Here is a 21,868-nt window from a genome sequence, read left to right as displayed (position 1 = left end):
GGTAAAAAATGTTCCTGCCAGATTCGCACTGGTCAAAACCTTCAGGTGATCAGCTCTGATAGGCTCCATGACTTCTTTCATGTGACCTGTACTTATTGTACAGCGCTCTTCTGACTTGAGCTACAGGAACTCTCTCTCTCCTTTTAACACGTGCGCGGGGAAGGATTTGAACCTCCAGACCAATTACTTCAAAAACCATCGGACATTGAAATATCCGTATTGTTCTTGCTTTGACTCGGATTATAGATACCGAGCGCGTTTACCATTTCGCCACTCGCGCAGAGACTTTAAATATGATTTTCAGTTAATGTAAATTGTGCCGCATATACGGGATCATTATAGGAGTTCTCTACATCAGGAAATATTAGCCGCAGGACATCTCTTCCGCTTTCTTTTGCTTCAATAAACATCAGATCAAAGCCAGTTTCCAATATACCGGGATACTTAATTCCTGGTAGGAAAACTTGTCCTTTTTCAATATACCCAACCACCAAATGAAACCATCCTGCACAAGTCTGAGGATACATTGGTAGGCATATCTGCAGATCAGGGTGACCAATTTGTTGTGGAAGAAAATGTGTATGACAGTTGATGTTATTAGGAGCCGCGGGATCTCCTGGAACATATTCAACAATCCACCCATATTTTGAACGGCGCTCATTTTCAAGCTCCTGCCTTTGCTCAGGCGTCTTATCGCAATATTCGCATTCCATATTTGTATAAATTATAGGACTAGAACTACAATAATTATTTTTTAGACTTGCTTTCAATTACAACCTTGACTTTATAAAACTTGCCTGAATATTTTGATCTATAGGAACCGGGCAAGTCTTTGTATTCAGTAGCGGCAGCTACCAGCTGAACAAACGGAAGCTTCATTGCAGCACAGAACTTAAGAATTGTTGGATAGGCAAATCTGCTTCTTTCCAGTTCTATATTTGAAACTGTACCGGGACTCACACCCATAAGTTGTGCAAGATCATACTGAGTAAGACCGGCAGCCAGGCGTATTTCTCGTATTTTATATCCTAGTTTCATTGCCTTATTATTTTATCGTCCCAAATCCAAACCCTGTTATCTGACTGATCTAAAGATCGTGTTACCAACCATGGAAAATGAAGCTCAACGTGGTTTCTTTCAAAAATCCTTTTTTGATTGTGAGAATTAATATTTCCGAAAATCACATAACATTCGGTGTTATCCAATATCCATTCTTCATCAACACCATAAACACTACTGGGTATCTTCCCTTCATCACCTTCCTTATATAACTGCGTTACATAGCCACCTACAACAACCTGAGGTTTATAGTAACGTACTGCTTCACACGCTTCCATTTTGGTGACATCTGAAGGAGGGCTTGTAGGAGCTTGCCGTATTATAAACTCATAATAAGCTTTTATATCTGGCCGCTGTTGCTGGTAATCATCAGTAGCGGGGATAGAAAGGGATCTTCCTATTGCGCCGTTGCCGGCACATATTTCTATTGCAGCTCTTTTTCCGATGACCGCTTTTAAAAAGGTGATCATTTCTTCGGTTATGAACTGGTAAACCGCATTTTTTACTGCCCATAATTGTCTGTCATTTAAATCGAGTGAATGTAGAATTTGTGCCTTGACGGGTTTGATGAATCCTTCTGGAGATAATAGAATCTGGTCCAGATAAGAAACATCTCTGCCTACTGGTACATCGTTGTGCATAGTATAATTAGTTTGGAACTTTGTATGACAGAAAAAAGAAGGCCCCAAGCTATACCCTGCTATCGGGGCCTTCAGAATTTATATCTACGGTACCCGCAGATTAATTTGGGAAATACAGTTTTCGACAATCTTCATGCTTAAGTTATAGTTTCAATATGCTCTACCGATTGAGCTACCGCGCCATAAAAAAATAGTGGTAGTACACCTGTGGCGGATCAGGCACAGTTTCTGAAGCTTTTTAAGTACCTTAACACTACTGTTTTATTAAAACGTACCAAAGATCATGTCCGTTGATCTCTTTTGTTGAATGGTACCTTTTTAATTACTTGCCTTGAGGCGCAGACAGGACTCGAACCTGCACACTATTGGAATTAAAAGATTGCCGACCATATCCCATGTTGAGTATAAGACTAAAGCTTTGACTTCGATGCGTCATGCTTAAATCTCTTTGAAAAAAAGAGGTAAAGCTGCAGCTAACGATACTTCATGCTATAGTCAAATAGTTATATTACCTCATGCTGGTTGTTGAAGCTACCATAATGTAGATAATTAAAGAGTTTGTTCGATGTTACTTCAGAGGATACTGCTTCCACATCATTACATTGTTTTAGTGCAGCAATGACTTCTGTTAGCAATACAGATCTACGTCTGAGAATTTCTGCACGCTGCCGGTGGGAATATTCTCCGGAAAACTTCTGATAGCTACTATCACCAAGAACTATATTGGTTGTATGAACTGCCCGTACTGGCGCTGGATTGTAATTAGGATCTTTTCCTATGTTGGGATCCAGCAGTATATAGTCTTCTTTCTCTGTAGAATGGTTTTTTGACCGGATAATATTATTTTCAAAAACACTTCTGCCAGCATACATTTCCTCTTCTGTAGGTTTCCAGATTTCAGCTTCTCCTCTTACTGGGATTGAACCATAAAATTCTTCAAGTTCACCGGTTTCCAGAAGTGATTTGAGTCGAAGAAGTTCCAATGACGACAAATTCCCAAAATGAAGATTTTCTACCATTAGCGCAGCCTTTGGATTTCCGCTTGCATTTGTAGCTTCAATAGTGAATAAATTATCAATGTAGTCATTGGAATTTTGGTAGATCCACGATAATTTTTCATCAACCGTCGTAACGATCTTTTTAAATTCACGTTTGGATGGTTCATCAATCTTACCTTCTGCAGCCTCGTAGGTTCTACGTAAACCCTGAAAGGCGCCCTGATTTCCTTTAAAAAACTGCGTACAGTCCTTTATCATTTTTCGAAATGAAGAGGCAGCATGCTCAGCTTTAGCAAGGTGGACAAATAACTTCATAACTTAAATTTTATTGTGAAAGAGTTGATTTTTAAAATGAGGAATTAAGGTAGAGACCTATATTCCATTATATGAAGCTTACTAATAAGAGGCTGTAAGTTTATTCCCAATGGGTGACTACAATAAAACCATGTGGCGTAGGGTGGAGTATCACTCCTTCTCCTGTGCCCCGCATTGTAGTCATGCTTATGTCACTTACTTCGGTTACGGTTTTCAACAAGACATAGTAAGGCATCTTAGTTAATTTACCCACTGTTAAGCCCGGCACTTTACCATGTTCCTTCTCAACTAAAGCGGATAGATTAGTTTTGATACACTCATCAGTACCAAACTCCAAAATATTATCTGGAAAATTACTATACCAGATATCTTCATCTTCCGGACGGAATGATTCAATATCCGATTTGCAGTTTGCCCGTAGCTTGAATCCCAGTAGCTTAATAGGTATGCATATAAGGCCATTTTTCATACAGAAATCAATCAGTATATCCCATGGAACAAAAAGGTTGTTGGAATAAGTATGTCTATAGTGAGAAATATTGCCAAACTGGTTAATAGCTCTGGCCAATCCTCCGGACGGCTTGCTGCAACAAATAGTATTATTCTTTCGGGACATAGCTATATCTTCAGCATGCTTATCCCACATAGCTTTGTTGATACTTTCATAGTAGTCTAAAACCTCTTTATGCAGAAGATCAATAATTGCGCTGGAAGTAAAAGACTCATTTTTGACCTTACTTATAAATTTTGATATTAGGGAGAATAGTTTCATAAATTCATTTTTGAGTTTACAGAAATCTGAATTATTTCTCAATCCATTTTTGACGCTTACATACAATTTTTTGTAGTAAAGCATCAGTAGCATGGTTGCGAAACCGAGTGCATTGACTGCTGGGAATTTTGAAGTAACCATGTAGTTCATTGCTTTCAAATGGACACAAAATACTATCACCAGCGCCATTGCTGCCGCCAACCTGGGTGTCATAGATGCTTAAATTTTTATTGCCTTTATTACGGTTTCCCGTATTTCGAAAAGAATTTCAGGTTATAATAGTGACTGATTTTTTTCTTTAAATGGTATGGCTCAAAAATAGTAGTGATTTTTCAATTTCCTACATAATGAGTGGATATCATTCCAAACCTGTTTTCCACATTTTTCGCCACAAAAACCGCAGAATCACTACTTCTTAATGCTCAGAAATACTTATTCTTTCACACTTTTAAAGCAATCCTATTCTGGATAATCTGCCAGCATTCTGAATTTTTAGAGACAGAATAGCCTTCTGGATTAAAAATATCCAAAAGGTCAGTGCAATTAACATCCCGAAAGACTAGAATATAACGAATTCTGGTTTTTTCAATCTGGCCCTTTAAATCGAAATTATAGTACGTAATCGATGCAAACTTCTGCATGTTCTGATAAGTTTATAATTATAAAGCTGTCCTTGGTGGACAGCTTTACTACGGTATTTTTATAATTGTTTACTTGGATTTAACTTGCTTTATCTCTCTTATTCCAGCTTCATTTCTATGAATTGAAAAGTAAGGTGCAATAAACTCATTTGCGAATTCATCCAGATTCAGAGATCCTTCCTTTGTGTAAACCAAATTATATTTGGAATGAATAAATCCCGGAATCTCTTTATTTACTAGAATCTGATCTCCTAAACTCACTTCTAACGGATGAAAGAATAAAAGCTTTGTTGGCTGCAATTCTTGAATAATCCTAATGGCATATTTAAATACGCTGCTATCTAGTTCAATTCCGCGTTTCACACCGGTCATGAAAAATTCAAACCCTGATAGAATCATTTTCGCATCCAATATTTCAACACTTGTATCATGAACTGAACCTAAACAGATTCCCGGACCAATTCTTATTGATTCCTGAAGAGCCTCTGTTGCTCTGATATTTATAACTATAGCTTTGCCTTTTACCTTTGGAAACTCCAACATTAGAACTTGTTTTATTGTTTAAATGAAAAAACCTGGTTTACTACCCTTAAAAAGCAGTAACCAGGTCTATGTTTATGATTCAAGCAAAAATTCCTTGGTGATCTCATCTACCCATTAACCCTGCGCAATGCCATCGAAGCTTTGATCAGGAGAAGCTTTTACCAGAATGTTGGCAAGGGCTCCTATTAGCTTTATCAAATCTTCCTTTGACAGGATAATATGGGCAAATCCGTTTTTTTCAGTATGTGTTGATGTTAATTGAACGCTTAGATTTACAGCATGGTCCGGCAATTGTGATGGAGATATACTCAACCTACAATAGTCAGTATGTTCTGGTAAATCCCCTGGCTCATATTTTAGCGTTCTAACCAGCTCGAAGAAATTCGTAACCATTTTTCTATAATTAGATAATATTAGAAGTGCTGCTACGGTGGTATCCAAGGTTACTGAATGGAAATTAAATATGGCTGTTATCAATACCAAAGTGATCCGCAAGATCCTTAATCGAAGCAATTACTGCAGCGCCACATCCCTTATATGCTTTAAGGGTAACAGTACTATTCTGTTCAATAAAAGACCGGAAATCAGTTATCTTCTGATCCTTTGCGATTTCAATGATTAAGTTGCCCGCCCTTACATTGATTGAACCGTTTTGTATATAATCTTCAATTAGCTTTTTTACGGTATAGGTAGCTGTTTTTCCTGGCAGCTTGGTAATTACATTTACACCTTGCGGTTCTGATGGCGCGGCAATTTGTATTGGTATTTGCATCAAGTCCAAATGCAAATCCGCAATTGCTGAAAACGGTATTGAGTATACCGGCATATTAAGATTACCTAGATCAGTGTTCTCCATGAAAAACCTTTTGGCACTAACGGAGGCATTCATACACCACACGTTAACATTATCTTTCCTGATAAGTACTTTAGTTACCCCCTGGAGTTCAATATTCAGGTTTTCAGCATCTATGCTGTCTGTGACATAAGCTCTGATAGAATTCATATTACTCTGTTTTTAGGTGAGAATTTATTTTTTCGGTGAATTTTATTTTTTCTGTTTCTATTTGAAATGTTTTCATCCCTTTTACGAGATATTACATTGCCTACTATCAACAACAGCGATATCAATAATATCCACATGCACTGATGTTTTCAAAGTTTGAAGAATTTTAGTATCGAGGCACTCAGTATAAAAATCTATGGTTCTCATGGGTTAAAGAGGCATTTTTTTCGCTGGTCAAACTATGTTAATTGTACTGTAAATCAAATACCTGCAAATAAAGAACTACTGCTTCTTAGAAATATTTCTACTATGAATTACTAGTTCTTATCTCAATTTTTATAAAGAAACCCTGTTAGCCGGCCTTACTCTTTTTATCAAGTAAGTACCGGCATTGGCAAATCACAATTCTGTCTTTCACAATTTTTCATTCTATCAGCCTAAACAGGGTTTATAAAACCCCCATTTCTTTCATTGAAGGAGACCATGAGTAGACACCCAATCTCCGTACATTTCCCTATGAAAACCCTATGTTCTTTTAGGAGTGATAGCATAACAATAAACCTTCGGGAATAGAAATAACCAAAGGGAATTTTCCTTGGATAATTGCATCTTTCATGCAAGTACCATTCTCTAGTTACCACTCTAGCTATTTTACATCATGAAAAAGGCATATCGCCATTCTGAGTTTGATAATTGAAAGTATACTCATCCATAGCATCTCTGAATTGCGAGGATATATACTGCAAGGCTGCACCCTTATGTCTGTTATAAAGGCCGTCAAGTAAATTACCTGTATGCTGAATCTTCTCAATAGTATTTGCCATATCAGCAGTAGATAACTCCGTTAATAGCTGCAACAGTATATGTTCGGCGAGCGAATACTGAGCATCGTCAAGTGTTCTGTTGCAATGGCCAGCAATCTCAGTAAGTGACACGATATCCTCCTTGAAATCACTAAGCGGTTGTAAATTTGACACCAGGTTATGAATCCCTTGTTCAACCTGAGATGAATTTGTTTCCATAAGTATATTGTTAGGTTAATGCTATATGTAAATAGTGTATGAACTGATATTTCTTTTAAGCTTTAGAGCTGATATTGCTGCTATTGTAACTCCTCAAATGTGGATCAGATATAAGAAAGTTTGAAATATTCGGTTATCTGATCATCAGCTTCACAGGATTCGGCTTTGCATTGAAATCCCACCCTTAATGTAACCGCTGTTACCCGCCCTACAGGATATATAAAGAAGAGGAGAGCATTACGCTCCCCTCTTTGCTTCATGATGCAGCACCGGCTTCTACACCGGCTCCTGCGACTGCACCACTATTTTGATCTCCTCCGGCTGTTGGCTCATCATTTTCTTCATCCTCGTCATCAGCTATCCTCATTGCAATAAGCGCTTTTTGAGCAGCGCTTGGAGAATACGCAGTCAATGCTTTTATCGCCATCTGGAATTCAGTTTGCGCCAGCACCGTAGCTGTTTTCTCCTTGAATTCCATGGTTTCAGACAGGATTCTCATGCTGGATTCGTTCTGCGCCATCTCCAGTCCAATGGCTCCGATGATTGAATAGCCGACTTTTCCGGTTCCTTTAGTGATCTTCTTGCCATCAGGACCAATCTTCGGAGCACCATTTTCGTCCTTTTCATAAGTCATGATCTCATCCTGAAGAACCTTAATGGTTTTCGGCATCACCTTGCCTTCCATAAACCAGTTGTAGTATTGCTCAGATTGGATCATGCACATGCCATCCAGATACTGGATGAGTGCATACGAAAAAGTGACATTATCGGCTTTCTTGGTCACGTTTCTCATTGCGCCAAAATCACTCCTGCTTAAGCCTTCAATAATTTTCTTTTCCATAATAATTAGGATTAATGTGTAAGAAATTGATTGTGATAAATTGCTTGGGCATGGGGTACACCCACTCCCCAGATTTTAGGGGGGGATTTTCGCCGGAGTAGTTTAAGCTATTTCTGACATATCAAATTGATTTTCAACTTCTTACAAACTTATTTAACAAATATTTTTGCAAATATTTTTGGCTAATGTTTACAAAAGGGTTTATATTTGGGTTGTTAAACTTCAACCCATGACCGTAAAACAACAATCACATAAAAGAGACTTCGATACAACGGTATTAGAGCACTTTGCTAAAAGTGCCTCTGATCGTGTGATCGATCGTAGCGTAGTAAGGGCCCATTTAGCCAAGAAACTCGGTAAGAGTGGTGGCCAGATGTGGGGAACAAGTGCTCCTAAGAAGAAAGTCGCAGCAAAATAATCTTCTTGAAAGCTGTAAAGTAACTCCATAGCAAATTCCACAACAACCCCTTAATGGTAAAACTCTATACCGTACGTGATAGAGGACGCCTATCAGTTGAAGATGTCCACGATTTTCCGAAAGACGCAAGGCAACCTTTTACAAGAGATATTGATAGGCTAGTCCATTCTACATGTTTTCGCAGATTGCAAGGTAAAACGCAATTGTATCCTGGAATTGAATCCGATTTCTTTCGAAATAGGCTTACACATTCTATTGAGGTATCAAAAATTGCAATGTCAATTGCGAATAATCTCAATAAGCTCCCCTTTTTCAGAAAAGATAAAATCGATCTAAGTGTTGTCGAGTTTGCGGGACTTGCCCATGACCTTGGCCATCCTCCATTTGGTCATCAAGGAGAGGATGCTCTTAACGAATTGATGAAACGTAGAGGCGGTTATGAAGGAAATGCTCAAACTCTAAGGTTATTAACAAAAATTGAAAAGAAGGGCTTTAGCGGGAACATTAATTATTTAAAAGACAAGAATGATACTCGAAAAGGGCTAAACCTCTGCGCGAGGACACTTGCCAGTATTCTTAAATATGATAAAGTCTCTGGAAGGAAGGACCCTGAGGGTAAATATGCAAAAAACAAAGGTTACTATTCATTTGACGCGGATTTAGTAAAATCTATTAAGGAGAAATGTGGAGGGCATCCAAGAGGAAAGAAATTTAAAACTATAGAATGCCAGATTATGGATGTTGCTGATGATATTGCTTATTCAACCTATGATTTGGAAGATGGCTTAAAGGCTGGCTTTTATACTTTGTTTAATGTAGTCTTTCCCACAGAAAGGATTAGTAAAGCTATTGCCAAAGAAATTAAGCTCACCTTAAGTAGTGGTATAAAAGTCACTTTTACAGAAAAGGAAGTAATATATATTTTGCAGGAATTATTCAGTAAATTTTTATTTTTTGAAATTCCGGACAAACAGAATTTAACTCGTGATGAGTCTGTTCAATTTTTACAGAAAAGTCATGAACTATCAATGAACTTTTCGTCCAATGGATATTTGAGAAATCATCTAACATCTAGTTTGGTGAACACTTTTATCCAGAAAGTTGAGTTCGAACCTAATGTTGAATACCCGGCTCAATCTAAAGTCTTTCTAAATGATTGGACTTTAGTGCTAGTAGAGGTTTTAAAAAAATTCACATACACATCCCAGGTTCTTTCCTCTAGGTTAAAAATTGCCGAATATCGAGGTAAAGAAATTGTAAATGAAATTTTCGGAGTTTTATCAAAAGGTAATGGTTTCGAACTACTTCCAGACGACTACCGTGATTCATATGAAAAGTCAAGCGCAGACAAAAGAAGAATTATTTGCGATTTTGTTGCCGGCATGACAGATAGTTATGCTATAGAATTCTATGCACGTCTAAAATCGGAAAACGCAGAAACAATATTTAAGCCATTATAAAAAGGTAACAATAAACAAACCTCAACCCCTTATATGAAAAGTTTAATATTTGCGGTACTATTGCTACCTTCTTTCGCCGTTGCACAGTCCAATGAATTCGGAAAAATAGAAAATGATACCCTATACCTAAGTACCGGCGAAAAGTTCTGGAGAGGAAAAGAGGTTAGAATAGGATATGGATCTAATGGCGCTAAAGGTTTTGAGTTCATTACCCTTTCTCCCTGGTCTCTTGCTGGTCCAGTTCATTTGGGTGCAACTTGGGCAAATTTGAAAATGACTGTAAAAGATTTTCAGCTATCCGGTACCAAAAGAACGGGTAAAAAATTCTATGTGATTGCAAAAGGTGGAAACTTATCCCCATACTGGATAGATATCGTATCTGCTTTGAATCAGCAGGAAGTAACTAGTGATGCTCCCAAAGTTATTCTTACATCTGCTAATCCCTCAACTACACCAGACCTGGCAGATCAGATTAAAAAGCTCAAGGAGCTGAAAGATAGTGGGGTACTTACTGAAGAACAATATAACGCTGCTGTTAAGAAGGTAATAGGAAATTAGATGTTCCCCCCAATAAATTAGCTACTTAAGTTATATTTATTTTCATTTTTCTATGGTAACAGTAGAAATTTCTTTCTTGTCTCCTCTTCATTGGGTAAAGGTCGTCGCAATTCTTTAGCCATTTCAATTAACATTTGCCAAATCATCTCACATGTGATGATGGCATACTTATAATGGCCATGAAATAAATTCAGATCTTTAAGCGCCTGTCCAAAGTCATATGAACTTAGCAGGGTATTATAGAATTCAGTGAAATCAGCTTCAATGTGAATATTTGAAATCTTAGTTTTAGGCCCTATTACACCCCAGAAAGGTGCAGGTTGTAGTGGATTAATTACTTGGTATAAATAAATACCCTCACACACCCCTAATGTAACCAATAATCCATTCTTAAGGTGAACGTTCATTTGTCTCAAGAAAGGAGTTAACTCTTCCCAATCTGCTATTTCTCCATTTGCAAGCATAAATCCTTTGTCATCTCCGTGCATTTCGAAATGCAATATTGGAAGGACATTTTTATTGAGAACTCCATCTGCAATATTGCTTATTAAGGAAAAGAATTTCCCCTTATTATCAACGTCGAAATACCGAGATTGTATTTTCCTTTGTTCGCAACGCCTACTTATAATGTCATCATAAAGCCTTTTACCAGTAGGTATTTCTCCGGAAGGTAAAGATTGAATTACAACTATATGATTGTAAGTAATATTTATATTAATGTCAAAATGATCCGGCATAATCTATAATAATAAAGAAAGAATTAAAGGGCACTTTCAAATGTGAGATGAGAAGGTAACGAGACATATCTGATTAGTGAAACTATTCAGTTTATTCAATTTTAAATTTGATATGGATTTTAGAAAGCCTCCTGAAATCTAAAAAATATGAAACAATGCCATTTTTTAAATCCATTTTAAATCAAAGTATTCTTTAGTTTTATCCTTCCAGTTTGGATTCTCGTCTTTCCATTGATTTACCATTCCATTAATATCTCCCTGGCCTTCAAACATTCGTTTATTATTTTCATATACATACAATTTAATCATCTCCTCTTCATAAATTACAAATGGGTTTAGTCCTAATTCGCAAAGTTCAAGGGGAATGTTTTTTATAAAACGGTAAGTGGTGAAAATCTTCCTCCATTCATCTGGGTACCATGTAGCGCCATTATAGTAAAGCATTAACTGTTCGCTATTTGTGAGCTGTGCTCGAAAAGTACGAATAAATTCAAATTTTTCATGTGGTTTCAATATTTCATCATTATTAATAACATAATTAACAGTTTGGTACATGTGACGATAATAATGTCCAAGCATGTCAGCATGACCGCCAAATGGTGAATGATGATATTTATCGTGCCACTCATTGATCATTGTTTGAATTCTATTTTTTTCTACCACCCAGGTGCGGCCAGTTTTGGACGGTTCTAAGGTTTCAAAGATACCATCTGGGCGTTCATAAAAAGTTCTATAAATACCTTTAAAATCATCCATAAACGCTTTTGCTCCATGATTATTCACACCATGAAAAAAGCAATGGTAGGCAACGTTAAGTGTATCAATACCGTCATATTCAGGTTCTGTTCTGCTAATTTCCACCTGCAGGTCTAATATGATTTCAAAAATTAATCGAAACTCTTCAAACAATACACCGAAACATTTCCTCCCAATAAAATCTCCAACTTGCATATCAGCTACGTTTTCCTTGTGTAACTTCAATAACTCAAAAAATCTACTTTCACATCTTTCGTACAGCCAATTATGAGATTGTGAATCAATGTCAGCCCGTTGTTGTTGATTAGCCTTATATTGAACCCAGAATGCAGCAAAGGTTAGTATTGCTGCGATAAAGGCAATTGGTGGCCCAAGTAGGCCGCCATAAGTATCCCCAATGGTGCCAGTTAAAGCATAATCGTCCTTAATGGGTTTACTTGAATTTATGAAATAACGAGGAATGCAGGATAGTGACCAGGCTAAAAGGAATATGGATAACGCAATTACACCGTATTTTAAATACTTCCAGTATTTTAATAAAGATTGGATTATCTTCAGTTTTAGTATCTTATTTTTTATTCCATTGGTTGATTCTGAATTCAGGCGTGTCATACTCATTCAAATTAAATAGGGATATAGAAACTTTAAATATTACAATTTAGGATATTAGCTCAAAAGGTTTAATTTTTTATCAACAAGGAGTTTATTCGACAGACTGACTATAAGTTTAATAAGGCGCCGAATACCTTCCAGTTAAAGGACCTTCGACCTCACCTTCATTTGTTTTAACGATGTAGTAGTGCCAGCTCTTCCCATTTCGAGTGCCAGCAACCAGGTAGTTAGCTGTACCATCGTTTTTAGGCTTGTAATAATACTCTCCACAATCTCTAACTTTATTTTTGCTTAAAGCCTTACTAATCGCAACTAAAATAGCTCCATCAGGGGATTTCCAATCTCCTGAATAGATAGGTTGGGATTCTAATTGATTGTTTGGCTTTTCTGGAGGCTGATGCCATGAGTTCTGTATTCTTTTTTCTTCACTTTTCATATAAAAATAACCGCCAACAACAGCTAGCATCATAATAGCGAGAACTATACGAAGGATTTTATCAGTCATGGAAAATAGTACTTCAGTGAATTTATATATTTCAGAATGGAATTTATTGCTTTATTACTATTTAATTAGATTTATCTCTCTTATAACACGTCTGTCGATTAGATAATAAACTTCTGCAGCATTATCACCTTTTGCAAATTTTTCAATATTTGCAGTAACTTTTCTTAAAGATACTTTGGTCTCATCACTATTATAAAGTCCCCTACTAGCAATAATCTTAGCATACTTGTAAATAGAGTCAGTCGATCTTTTTAGTTCAATTAATTTATCGTTATTAGGCGTTTTATAAGGCTTTATACTGGTCAAATCAATTTTGAACCATGGAACAATAAGGTCTTTTGCATTACCATATGGTTCGTTTATATGATTGATTAACTTTCTTTCATCTATTGAGTATAATTTAAACAACCCATCAAATATAATAGTATCTCCTTTTTTAAAATTCCCTTTACTAAATTGATTGTATATGTAATTGGTTTTAATACTGTCTTTTTCTACATAAATATCAGATGAAATAGTAGATATATAGGAGGTAGGAAAAGGTGTTATATGAACTTTCAATGCAACATAATTACCTCCATTGGACGTTCTATAATTAAAATCTGTACTTACTTCATCAATGATACCCACCCACCCTAGTATTATTGATGAATCAGCAAACCGATTCATCACATTCAATATACTGTCTACACGTTCAGCTCCATGAAAACTCTGATCTGTTATTAAATTGTAGCCCGCTTTTAGGTTATTATAAAAATCGGTCTGTTCTTTAGGCATTAATTCAGCCTCTTGATTTTGATTTGTTTTCGTTTTCGAGGGAATATCACAAGAGCCCAAAAAATATAATGAAACTATTGTCAAATATTTTAAATTATTCTTCATAGGGCTTTACCATTTTGTATTCTTATAGATATATTCAATTTGATAGCAAATCTGTGGAGGTAGGCCCTGAATAGCAAGCTCGTCTTCGTTTGTCATTATGATTTTATGGTCAGGAAACTTACTAAATTCCGGTTCAAGGGGTTCGAAAGCCTTCTGCAGTCTCTCTTTTAATTGTTCATTTAACATTTTTGTTACCATTTCTTCTTTTAGCTTATCGGGCGCCTGTGGATCCGGACGTTTTAAAATAGTAATATTCATGGCTGACAATTATTTCGTTTATTGGGATTTATATGTTCAAATTATTATAAGGACCAATTTAATGACTTCTGGTAATTTACTTCATTGACACAAAACAAGGGTTATTTTCACCAAATAACGTAAATTTAATAACGTAAGCATAGATGTATTAATTTATACATTTAATATTAATATCATGGTTGATTTTGAAATCATTATCGATAACCATTTGTATATAGTCTCCCCTCTCCAGAAGAAGGGTATAATGAGTTATAAGATAATGGGACTTAAGGTTATTTTTTCAGCAAACGAAAATGGCGACTTATGCCCCGTAAAACCCGATCCAACAGTTGACAGTGATCTTTTAATAGCTATTGCTGATAAAATTGAAAGTTATTACATGTAGATTATGCAATTCGGATCAGATTTTAATAACTATGATGCCTTCAATTCAGATCTCCCAGTAGATTCTCCAAAGAATTTACATGTCTTGTCACGTGGGACAGGGTTGGGTCACATCTATCTGGGGTTTCCCAGTTGGGGGGATAAGACCTGGATAGGAAGTATTTATCCTAAAGGTATCACGAAAGACCATTTCCCTGGCGAGTATGCCAAAGTCTTCAATTCAATTGAATTTAATGGAACTCATTATAGAAGCTACACATCAGAACAGTGCAGGGCTTTGAAAGAAATGGTCAACAATGATCTATTTTTATTTTGTCCCAAATTCCCAAATCGCATAAGCCATTTCAGCAATCTTCTCGATGTTGAAGATGCTACATCTTCATTTCTCAACGGTATTCGTGGCCTGGGAGAAAACCTTGGTCCAATCCTTCTGCAGGTAGCTAACAATTTTCCACCCAAAAAACTTGCAAATCTATTAGGTTATATAGCCATTTTGCCAAAGGACCTTCAGTTTTTCGTCGAAGTTCGTGATCCGCAGTGGTTCTCAGACAGCAAAATGTTCGATCACCTTACAAATGGATTAGCCCACTTCAATACTGGGCTTGTGGTTACTGACACACCAGGCAGAAGGGATTTAATGCAACACATAACTCTTACAGTCCCGAAATTGTTTCTTCGATATGTTGGTCTTGGTGGTACACCAACAGATGATTCAAGGCTCCTTCAATGGCACGATCGCATTGAAAAATGGAGATCGGAAGGGCTATCGGAGGCTTTCATTTTTTTACATCTACCCAATGAACCTCAATCAATTCTTTACAGTCAACAGGTCAAACGTATGTTCCTTTTGACATAAAAGAAACAAATCCACTGTGATTTTAATCATTATAATAACTTATCTTCAGATAGAATAATTAATATTCCTCAAGTATTAATTTAATCCCCAATTATGCAATAACCCGACCCTAGTTAATTTCTGTTTTAAGCATGAATTAATATTCAACCAAATTAAAATTCATGAAAAGAGTCCTATTTTTTGCTGTAGTTTTCCTCGGTGCGATAATTTTCGCGTGTAACAAAAAGGATACTAGCCAGCCTACGAATGCTGCATCTGAGTCAGAAATCATTGACGCAGCTTACAATTACTTTAACGCTGAAGTTATCCCAGATGAAAGCAAAAATAAGCGTCCGGATAAATTTCCCATATGGAGTGGCGCTAAGGTAATTCAGGACATCACCGGAACAATGGTAACTGTCCCCGTTTTTATTTCAAAAGCGAAATACATTACTATCAGTGACGGTAGCCACCTTTCTGCCTCTGAGATGACCTTTTTAAAGATTTACACTAATCCCAAAGGGGTTAAACATTATGAAGTGGTAACCCAGATACCTGATAAAGATTATGTACTGGGGCAGCTACCTTTTAAAGGCGTCACAAAGGTAGAAGACTGGAAAGGCAATTTTATAAGCGCTTGGACTAACAAAAACAACAAAATTTCGCCCGCTACATTTTCTACTTCTATCAAGAAATCTCCATCAACTGAAAATACTGCTCCAACAATCTGTACTGTTACGGATTGGTACGATTGTAGAACCTTCGATGACGGCGCGCATTGGGATTGCAATTATAGGTCAACAACAATGGTGTGCCAAGACCCTCCATCTACTGGAGGAGGCGGTGCCGGTGGCGGTGGCGGCGGAACAAGTAGTGGTCCTCCAGCCGTTGTCCCCATCACACAGTTGTATGAAATAAAAAAAGTAGTTGACAGTTTAAAGAATAAATGTCAAAAAAAGGCATTGAGTAATCTTAAAGGACAAATTTTTGCTGGAAGATATAGTATTATGCTTTATCAGTTTTTCGGAGTGAAGGCTAAATCCACCTTGGAATTCTACTCGGGAAATACCGGCACGGCTGATGCAAAGAACTTGCCAGGTGGTGTCTATCCCAATGCTTACTCAAGAATAATACTAAGTAATACAAACCTTCAGAATGCCTCTCAGGAATATATAGTAATTACAATAATGCACGAAATATTACACGCTTATTTTGCATTAGCGAAATGGGATCCTACAAAGGAGGACAGAGATACTAGAGATCATAGAAAAATGGCTAATGACTATGTTTGTATTCTTGCCGATGCTCTAACCGAAATGTTTCCAGATATGGATTATCAAGAAGCAACTGCCCTAAGCTGGGGAGGTCTTGAAAAAACTGACGTATATCAGGCAATGCCATTAGCAGATCGAAACAAAATGGAAGCGACTAATAGTTATTATAGGCTAGGTATTAGTGGTACAAAATGCCAGTAAACCACGAATATCAATTCTCTGCCATTTATCACAAAATAGGTATATATGAAGTCAAATATTAAGAAGACATACCTCATCATAGGGCTAATTGCTTTATTTAGCAGTGAGGCTTTCTCTCAAACAAAATTGATTGATAACTCACATACTAAAATATTATTCGAAAAATTAGGGCAAGTTTTATTTCCGCCAATGCCGGAGGATACCCAATGCACAGTTTATTCAACTATTACATTTCACATTCGGAATGGGAAGATGTCGGATAGTATTGATTATTCGAGAGATTTACCACAAGGCTTCAGGGATGAATTTAGTAGGGTTATTCCATTTTACCGAGAAACTAATTGGACCCGTGCAGTTCCCAGCGCTAGTCACAATTTCGAGGTTTACCAACCCTTCGTTTATTACTACTACTATATCAAACCTTGCCCGGACTCAATTCCTGATAGTCGAATGAAGAAAATGTTAAAAGAGGATATAGGTAAGAATGTAGTGAAAATGCCATCTTTTCAATTGCTACCTATACGATTGAGAGCCTATCAAGTCGTTCGTTAGATAATTTCCTTTAGTTGATCATCTATTTGCCAAGTCAGATAGATGTTAAGAAAAGGCGATAATGCTATTAATATCGGAGGCTACCTTTTTATAAAAGGTAGCCTTTCCTGCTTATGCTGCAGGAGAAAGGACTTATGCTGCTATCAACGCCTCTTCCCCTTCCCATTTAACCGGATCCAGTACAGTCCTATCGTTTCGGGCTGCTTTAGCCAAACTTTTCACGCTATAATATTCAAGTTCCTCGGAGGTAATTTCGTAGTCGAATATTAATTTCATTTCAGCATCGCTTAGATTTGGGTTTAGCCAGGATCTTTCTATGGGCGGCGGAACAACTAGCGGCATTCTATTGGGATTATCTCCACCATTATGTATACCACGCATAATTGAATTGGCGTCTCTGATTGTAATTGAAAACGTATCAGGGTAATTTCCGTTAATGTCTGGTATTTTAGATTTAGTCCAAAGGCCAGGCAGTAAAAACTTCTTTCTTTCTCTAAGGTGGATATAGTAAGGTACTGTTTTTCGCCCTTTTACTCCTGTGACATGCCGATGTTCAAAGTATCCGGTTGCAGGTACCAATACACGTTTTTCCCGGTTTCTAAACCATACTGATCGTGTGTCATCAACTATTCTTTCCGATCTTGTATTTAATAATCTCTGTTTATTGGTTTCTTTATCGATTACAGATCCCTTTGCATAATCTGGCATGTATCCCCACTCCATCATTTTTATTACCATTCGACCATTCTCCCATACTATTACCGGGTACAAAGCATAGGAAAAACCGTTTAAATATGGCGCCGGCTCAAAATTCAGGTCAATTTGACCAGCTGTTAAACCAGGCAGATATTCAAAGATTGATTCGACGTTTTCATTAAAGCTTAGGTTATAGCACATGATTATACATTTTCGATTTCAAAAAGAGAAACTTTGATAATTTCTTTTCCTTGTTTGATTTCCAGATAAACTTCGCCCAATAGCATGATCGGTTTTGTTTGAATTTCCTTTCTTCCAGATTTGAAACTGGTCCTATGTCTGATGTAATATTCCAGTTTATCCCGAATTTCTTCCGGCACTGACCACTTTTCGAAAGCAAATAAGGAAGTGAAAATTTTATATCCTGGTGGTTGAGAGGCTGCAATTTTCAATTTTTTCAGGTCTTCTTCCACCTCAACATCATAAATATACCTTGATGGGTCATGGGCTATTGTATCGAAATGTCGTTGTGCCTCTTCTCTGGTTCTGTAGTGAGAAAGGAGATAACCTTTATCAGAGTCTTTATTTCCTCTATAATAATACTGGCGTACGTAAAATTTGAAGCCGCTATACTTAAGTGCATCTATTAAAGCCTCCAGAAATAAATGACATGGATTATAAACCATATATTACAATTAATAATATATTAAATATAATAAGTCATTGGGTAGGCAGCACAGAATAAATATACGAATTTCCGTTTAATGAAGATGTCGTAATAGTCCGTTTTATATACATTTAGGATAGGATAAGACCTAGATATAACAAATCACTGGTACCCCGGCGCAGAACAGATATACATACAGGTGGTATGTCCGATCATCTTGTTTTGGATTTCTGAATGACCAAAGGCGAAATGCGATTACCCAATGAGTTAAAAACTGTATTATCAAAATAGAAAGGTCAATTGGATCAGTAATCAATAGCCACAATGACTTTTGTGAAAGCATAGCCGCAAGGAAAAGCAATGGCAGAAATAAAATATATTCTACTGCCATGAGATTTCGTCCATTCTTGTCGCCGATGGCTAGTGGCAGGGTTTTTCTTCCCATTTGCCTGTCGCCTTTAACATCTCGAAAATCCTGGATAGGAAGCGCAAACCCAGCCCAAAGACTTATAAAGCTCCAGTATAGTACTGTACTCATATCCACCCTTTCTCCTGGAGATGCAATCTCCCATTGTGCAGCCAGTAGCAGGAATGTTCCTACCGTCATTCCAACTAAATTTTTTGTTATCCAGTGATTACTTCCTCCAAAGACGTTGAGAAAATAGGTAACGATCTGCCAAGCAACTGATATCCAGAAAATGTGTAAGAACGCAGCGAAACAGAGAAAAAGCATACTATAAATAATTATCCTTATCCAGGTTTGCCTTCGTGTAATGAGGCCTGAGGGAAGCGGGCGATAAGGTTTGTTTATGGTGTCCTCCTCAACAGAATTAACCTGGTTGAGCATGCAAAATGTGAGAATGTACAGGACCGCATAGACGATAGAATTAACCAGGCAAAAAGGAAGTAGGCTTAGCCGATTATCGCAAAAAAACCAGGAAGTGAAAAAGGCGATTAGCGACGGAGCAATAGTGTCCTTTATATCGTTGTTGATGAATTTCCAGATAATTCTGAGTTCACCGGTGACATTTAGAGGGTGACATAGTATAGACATGACTTGGCAAGTTGTTTCCTAATTTAGGAAAACAAAATGCAAGATCATAACAGCCAAGGGCGGTTTTGGACAAATCGGGTTATATCATATTGATTTGTAGGTCTATTCTATATGCTATTGTTTTCAACCTTTTCGCATAAAGCCTGCAGGCTTTTCGCAGCGATCGGTTTTGTTAGGAAATAGGCAGCGCCGGCAGCCAGGTATTCACTTTCCGTTTCCTTAAAGTAGTTTCCCGTCACCATTATTACCGGAATATGTTTAAGATTATTATTTGATTTAAGTCGGATCAGAGTTTCTTTTCCCCCGATTTCCCCCGCCATCACTGCGTCAAGCAAAATTAAGTCTGGCAGTAAATCTTCTGCTATTTTCAAACCTTCTATTCCAGTTAAAGCGTGATGGAAATCGGACTCGCTGAATAAAAGTTGTAAAGCAGTGCGCATTACAGTGTCATCATCGATGGCTAATACCTTTTTGTTTTTAAAAAGCGAGATTTTTTCGTTGAATGTAATGAATTGACTTTCAGATGGAGAGAGCCTTTCATTGATCTGGACAGGAATCTGTACTACAAAGGTTATACCTGGGGGAAGTTCATCACAAGATACTTTTATTTCTCCGCCCAGGCGTTTGGCCAGGTTCGCTGATATTCTCAGGCCCAGACCCGCACCTCCTCCAATTGTGTAATCGGAGGAAACATACGAGTCAAATATTTCCATTTTGGTTGCTTCCGGAATCGGATCACCCTCATTATGTATTCTAACAATGAAGTTACCAGCTGTATAGTCAATCGAAACAGTAACCGTCGATTCGAAGGGGCCATACTTTAATGCGTTCGATATCAGGTTTAGAAGGATCTGACGAAGCATGGTTTCATCAGTAGTAATTCTTTGAGGAACTCTGTTTTTCGTATAAAGTATTACGATTTTCTGGGATTTATTTTCAGCTGTCAGTTGATATGTGTGCTGCAGCTTCTTAAATAGGTCAACTACTTTAAATGAAGTTAAGACTATGTTTGAAGGCTTTCCCGATTCAATTTTTGAAACCTCCTGGACATTATTTACTACTTTAATACCATGCGTGCTGGAGTCCATGATGCTATCAATTGATTTTGAGATAGCCAACATTTGATCTTTGCTTGCTCCCGCCTTTTCAATTTCTGATTTGATAAAAGAAGCGTGGGTAAGAATTGTATTCAGTGGGGATTTTAACTCATGGGAGGTTTCAGCAAGGTAAGTACGTCGGTTGCTTTCATTTTCAACAAGCCGGTTGAGCAACTCTTTAAATTTATCCACAAAATCCCAGGATACGGTTAATGTCAAGACCATCATACCACCAATCGAAAACCACCTAAAGATGAAAAGGTTGTAATGGTTCAATTCAATAGGTACGATTATCCGGTGATAATTATTGTATTCAATGACTACAGTCAGCGCCACGGTTACCACTAAATTGAATGCGAGTACCTTATAATCCCTGAATATAAAAAATGAACCTAGCACCAGAAAAACGACGAGGAAAAATACTACCAGTTCAGTACTAATCGCCATGCCGAGTAGAGCTCCAAAGTAAATGGCTGAAAAGCAGTGTATACTCAGCATCGAAAAAGCCGCAATTTTTGGCTTCCCTGCTTTATTAATTAACAGAAGTGCCAACAGGGCGGTTCCTTCAAAGGCTACACCGTAGATCAGTGGTTTGGAATGAACAAGGTGATAAAAAAGCGATCCAATGCCATAAACCATTAACCCCGTTTCAAGTGCCAGCTTATTTATGATACGAACAGAATTCCGTTCTTCCGGTTTAACCTTATCGGCCCCGAGATTAATAATTTTGCTAATTACCGCCAGAACGGAGATTGCGAGTTTTTTGGTTTGGCTTAATGCTTTAGTAACAGTGGATGTAGGGCTCATAATCATTAACTTATCTGATTTTTTGAGGGCATTGAGTATAAGAACTAAACTATTCTGAAGCTAGTTATAAAACAGACTTAGAATGTTAATTGCTTATTAACGAAATGCGTATTAACATTTGGCCATTGGGAAAATAAGCTAAAAAATCAAACCAGCTGTTGTCCAAATTAGCTTTTTTAATTTCGACCCTTATTTTTTTTATGCTATTCATGTCATCGCATGCCTCTCTGGTACAACGTTTACGCGCGCCTTAAAATTACTTTAGCTAAAAACGTAATAA

Annotated in this window: 26 protein-coding genes; 7 read left to right on the top strand and 19 right to left on the bottom strand. The window is 37.2% G+C overall.

Annotated elements, in window-relative coordinates:
- Positions 1-287 precede the first annotated feature (287 nt).
- From AC1DFM_RS10830 to AC1DFM_RS10785, 10 genes are all read right to left on the bottom strand, one after another.
- Entirely contained in the window at positions 288-713 is a 426-nt protein-coding gene (locus AC1DFM_RS10830; protein WP_477076741.1) for a hypothetical protein, read from the bottom strand.
- 34 nt (positions 714-747) lie between these two features.
- Positions 748-1,038 (bottom strand): helix-turn-helix domain-containing protein, encoded by a 291-nt coding sequence (locus AC1DFM_RS10825; protein WP_477076740.1) that lies wholly within the window; start codon positions 1,036-1,038, stop codon positions 748-750.
- On the bottom strand, positions 1,035-1,700 hold the full coding sequence (locus AC1DFM_RS10820; protein WP_477076739.1) for a hypothetical protein: 666 nt from the start codon (positions 1,698-1,700) through the stop codon (positions 1,035-1,037). The genes AC1DFM_RS10825 and AC1DFM_RS10820 overlap by 4 nt, the downstream gene beginning before the upstream one ends.
- Positions 1,701-2,203: 503 nt before the next feature.
- Positions 2,204-3,013, bottom strand: a complete 810-nt coding sequence (locus tag AC1DFM_RS10815; protein WP_477076738.1) for a DUF7873 family protein — start codon at positions 3,011-3,013, stop codon at positions 2,204-2,206.
- 100 nt (positions 3,014-3,113) lie between these two features.
- Positions 3,114-3,998, bottom strand: coding sequence for a hypothetical protein (locus AC1DFM_RS10810; protein ID WP_477076737.1), 885 nt, complete (start codon positions 3,996-3,998; stop codon positions 3,114-3,116).
- A gap of 497 nt (positions 3,999-4,495) precedes the next feature.
- On the bottom strand, positions 4,496-4,969 hold the full coding sequence (locus AC1DFM_RS10805; RefSeq protein WP_477076736.1) for a hypothetical protein: 474 nt from the start codon (positions 4,967-4,969) through the stop codon (positions 4,496-4,498).
- 114 nt (positions 4,970-5,083) lie between these two features.
- Positions 5,084-5,362, bottom strand: a complete 279-nt coding sequence (locus AC1DFM_RS10800) for a hypothetical protein (RefSeq protein ID WP_477076735.1) — start codon at positions 5,360-5,362, stop codon at positions 5,084-5,086.
- 64 nt (positions 5,363-5,426) lie between these two features.
- A complete protein-coding gene (locus AC1DFM_RS10795) occupies positions 5,427-5,972 on the bottom strand; it encodes a hypothetical protein (RefSeq protein ID WP_477076734.1) in 546 nt (181 codons plus the stop codon).
- 656 nt (positions 5,973-6,628) lie between these two features.
- Complete coding sequence (locus AC1DFM_RS10790) at positions 6,629-6,994, bottom strand: hypothetical protein (RefSeq protein WP_477076733.1); 366 nt, start codon at positions 6,992-6,994, stop codon at positions 6,629-6,631.
- 256 nt (positions 6,995-7,250) lie between these two features.
- Complete coding sequence (locus tag AC1DFM_RS10785) at positions 7,251-7,835, bottom strand: hypothetical protein (RefSeq protein WP_477076732.1); 585 nt, start codon at positions 7,833-7,835, stop codon at positions 7,251-7,253.
- A 229-nt stretch (positions 7,836-8,064) separates the two neighbouring features.
- Here AC1DFM_RS10785 and AC1DFM_RS10780 point away from each other — a divergent pair, with 229 nt between their 5' ends.
- From AC1DFM_RS10780 to AC1DFM_RS10770, 3 genes are read left to right on the top strand one after another with little or no spacing between them, the layout of a single operon-like run.
- Entirely contained in the window at positions 8,065-8,253 is a 189-nt protein-coding gene (locus AC1DFM_RS10780) for a hypothetical protein (RefSeq protein ID WP_477076731.1), read from the top strand.
- Positions 8,254-8,306: 53 nt separating this feature from the next.
- Positions 8,307-9,713, top strand: a complete 1,407-nt coding sequence (locus AC1DFM_RS10775) for a deoxyguanosinetriphosphate triphosphohydrolase family protein (RefSeq protein ID WP_477076730.1) — start codon at positions 8,307-8,309, stop codon at positions 9,711-9,713.
- A gap of 33 nt (positions 9,714-9,746) precedes the next feature.
- Entirely contained in the window at positions 9,747-10,271 is a 525-nt protein-coding gene (locus tag AC1DFM_RS10770; RefSeq protein WP_477076729.1) for an SHOCT domain-containing protein, read from the top strand.
- A gap of 50 nt (positions 10,272-10,321) precedes the next feature.
- Here AC1DFM_RS10770 and AC1DFM_RS10765 read toward each other — a convergent pair whose 3' ends face one another.
- The 5 genes from AC1DFM_RS10765 to AC1DFM_RS10745 all read right to left on the bottom strand — a co-directional run bounded on the left by AC1DFM_RS10765 (position 10,322) and on the right by AC1DFM_RS10745 (position 14,021).
- Positions 10,322-11,008 (bottom strand): hypothetical protein, encoded by a 687-nt coding sequence (locus AC1DFM_RS10765; protein WP_477076728.1) that lies wholly within the window; start codon positions 11,006-11,008, stop codon positions 10,322-10,324.
- Positions 11,009-11,173: 165 nt separating this feature from the next.
- On the bottom strand, positions 11,174-12,376 hold the full coding sequence (locus AC1DFM_RS10760; protein ID WP_477076727.1) for a putative phage abortive infection protein: 1,203 nt from the start codon (positions 12,374-12,376) through the stop codon (positions 11,174-11,176).
- Between the two features lie 115 nt (positions 12,377-12,491).
- Positions 12,492-12,881, bottom strand: a complete 390-nt coding sequence (locus tag AC1DFM_RS10755; RefSeq protein WP_477076726.1) for a hypothetical protein — start codon at positions 12,879-12,881, stop codon at positions 12,492-12,494.
- A 57-nt stretch (positions 12,882-12,938) separates the two neighbouring features.
- Positions 12,939-13,763, bottom strand: a complete 825-nt coding sequence (locus AC1DFM_RS10750; RefSeq protein ID WP_477076725.1) for a hypothetical protein — start codon at positions 13,761-13,763, stop codon at positions 12,939-12,941.
- A 6-nt stretch (positions 13,764-13,769) separates the two neighbouring features.
- The gene (locus AC1DFM_RS10745; protein ID WP_477076724.1) at positions 13,770-14,021 is read right to left on the bottom strand and encodes a hypothetical protein; all 252 of its coding nucleotides are present in this window, start codon (positions 14,019-14,021) and stop codon (positions 13,770-13,772) included.
- A 175-nt stretch (positions 14,022-14,196) separates the two neighbouring features.
- On the opposite strand from AC1DFM_RS10745, the gene AC1DFM_RS10740 reads away from it, so the two are divergent.
- From AC1DFM_RS10740 to AC1DFM_RS10725, 4 genes are all read left to right on the top strand, one after another.
- Positions 14,197-14,406 (top strand): hypothetical protein, encoded by a 210-nt coding sequence (locus AC1DFM_RS10740; protein WP_477076723.1) that lies wholly within the window; start codon positions 14,197-14,199, stop codon positions 14,404-14,406.
- 3 nt (positions 14,407-14,409) lie between these two features.
- Positions 14,410-15,261, top strand: coding sequence for a DUF72 domain-containing protein (locus AC1DFM_RS10735; protein WP_477076722.1), 852 nt, complete (start codon positions 14,410-14,412; stop codon positions 15,259-15,261).
- Positions 15,262-15,422: 161 nt separating this feature from the next.
- Positions 15,423-16,715, top strand: a complete 1,293-nt coding sequence (locus AC1DFM_RS10730) for a hypothetical protein (protein WP_477076721.1) — start codon at positions 15,423-15,425, stop codon at positions 16,713-16,715.
- A 45-nt stretch (positions 16,716-16,760) separates the two neighbouring features.
- Positions 16,761-17,267, top strand: coding sequence for a hypothetical protein (locus AC1DFM_RS10725; protein WP_477076720.1), 507 nt, complete (start codon positions 16,761-16,763; stop codon positions 17,265-17,267).
- A 132-nt stretch (positions 17,268-17,399) separates the two neighbouring features.
- Here the strand turns inward: AC1DFM_RS10725 and AC1DFM_RS10720 are convergent, their stop codons facing one another.
- From AC1DFM_RS10720 to AC1DFM_RS10705, 4 genes are all read right to left on the bottom strand, one after another.
- Complete coding sequence (locus AC1DFM_RS10720; RefSeq protein WP_477076719.1) at positions 17,400-18,164, bottom strand: SOS response-associated peptidase; 765 nt, start codon at positions 18,162-18,164, stop codon at positions 17,400-17,402.
- A gap of 2 nt (positions 18,165-18,166) precedes the next feature.
- Positions 18,167-18,649, bottom strand: coding sequence for a hypothetical protein (locus tag AC1DFM_RS10715; protein ID WP_477076718.1), 483 nt, complete (start codon positions 18,647-18,649; stop codon positions 18,167-18,169).
- 129 nt (positions 18,650-18,778) lie between these two features.
- Positions 18,779-19,684, bottom strand: a complete 906-nt coding sequence (locus AC1DFM_RS10710) for a UbiA family prenyltransferase (RefSeq protein WP_477076717.1) — start codon at positions 19,682-19,684, stop codon at positions 18,779-18,781.
- A 107-nt stretch (positions 19,685-19,791) separates the two neighbouring features.
- Positions 19,792-21,588, bottom strand: coding sequence for a hybrid sensor histidine kinase/response regulator (locus AC1DFM_RS10705; RefSeq protein ID WP_477076716.1), 1,797 nt, complete (start codon positions 21,586-21,588; stop codon positions 19,792-19,794).
- Positions 21,589-21,868: the final 280 nt, after the last annotated feature.

Source organism: Chitinophaga sp. 05T412 (assembly GCF_056396465.1).
Note: the sequence above shows the minus strand (reverse complement) of the source record. Positions and strands in the feature narration are given on the sequence as shown.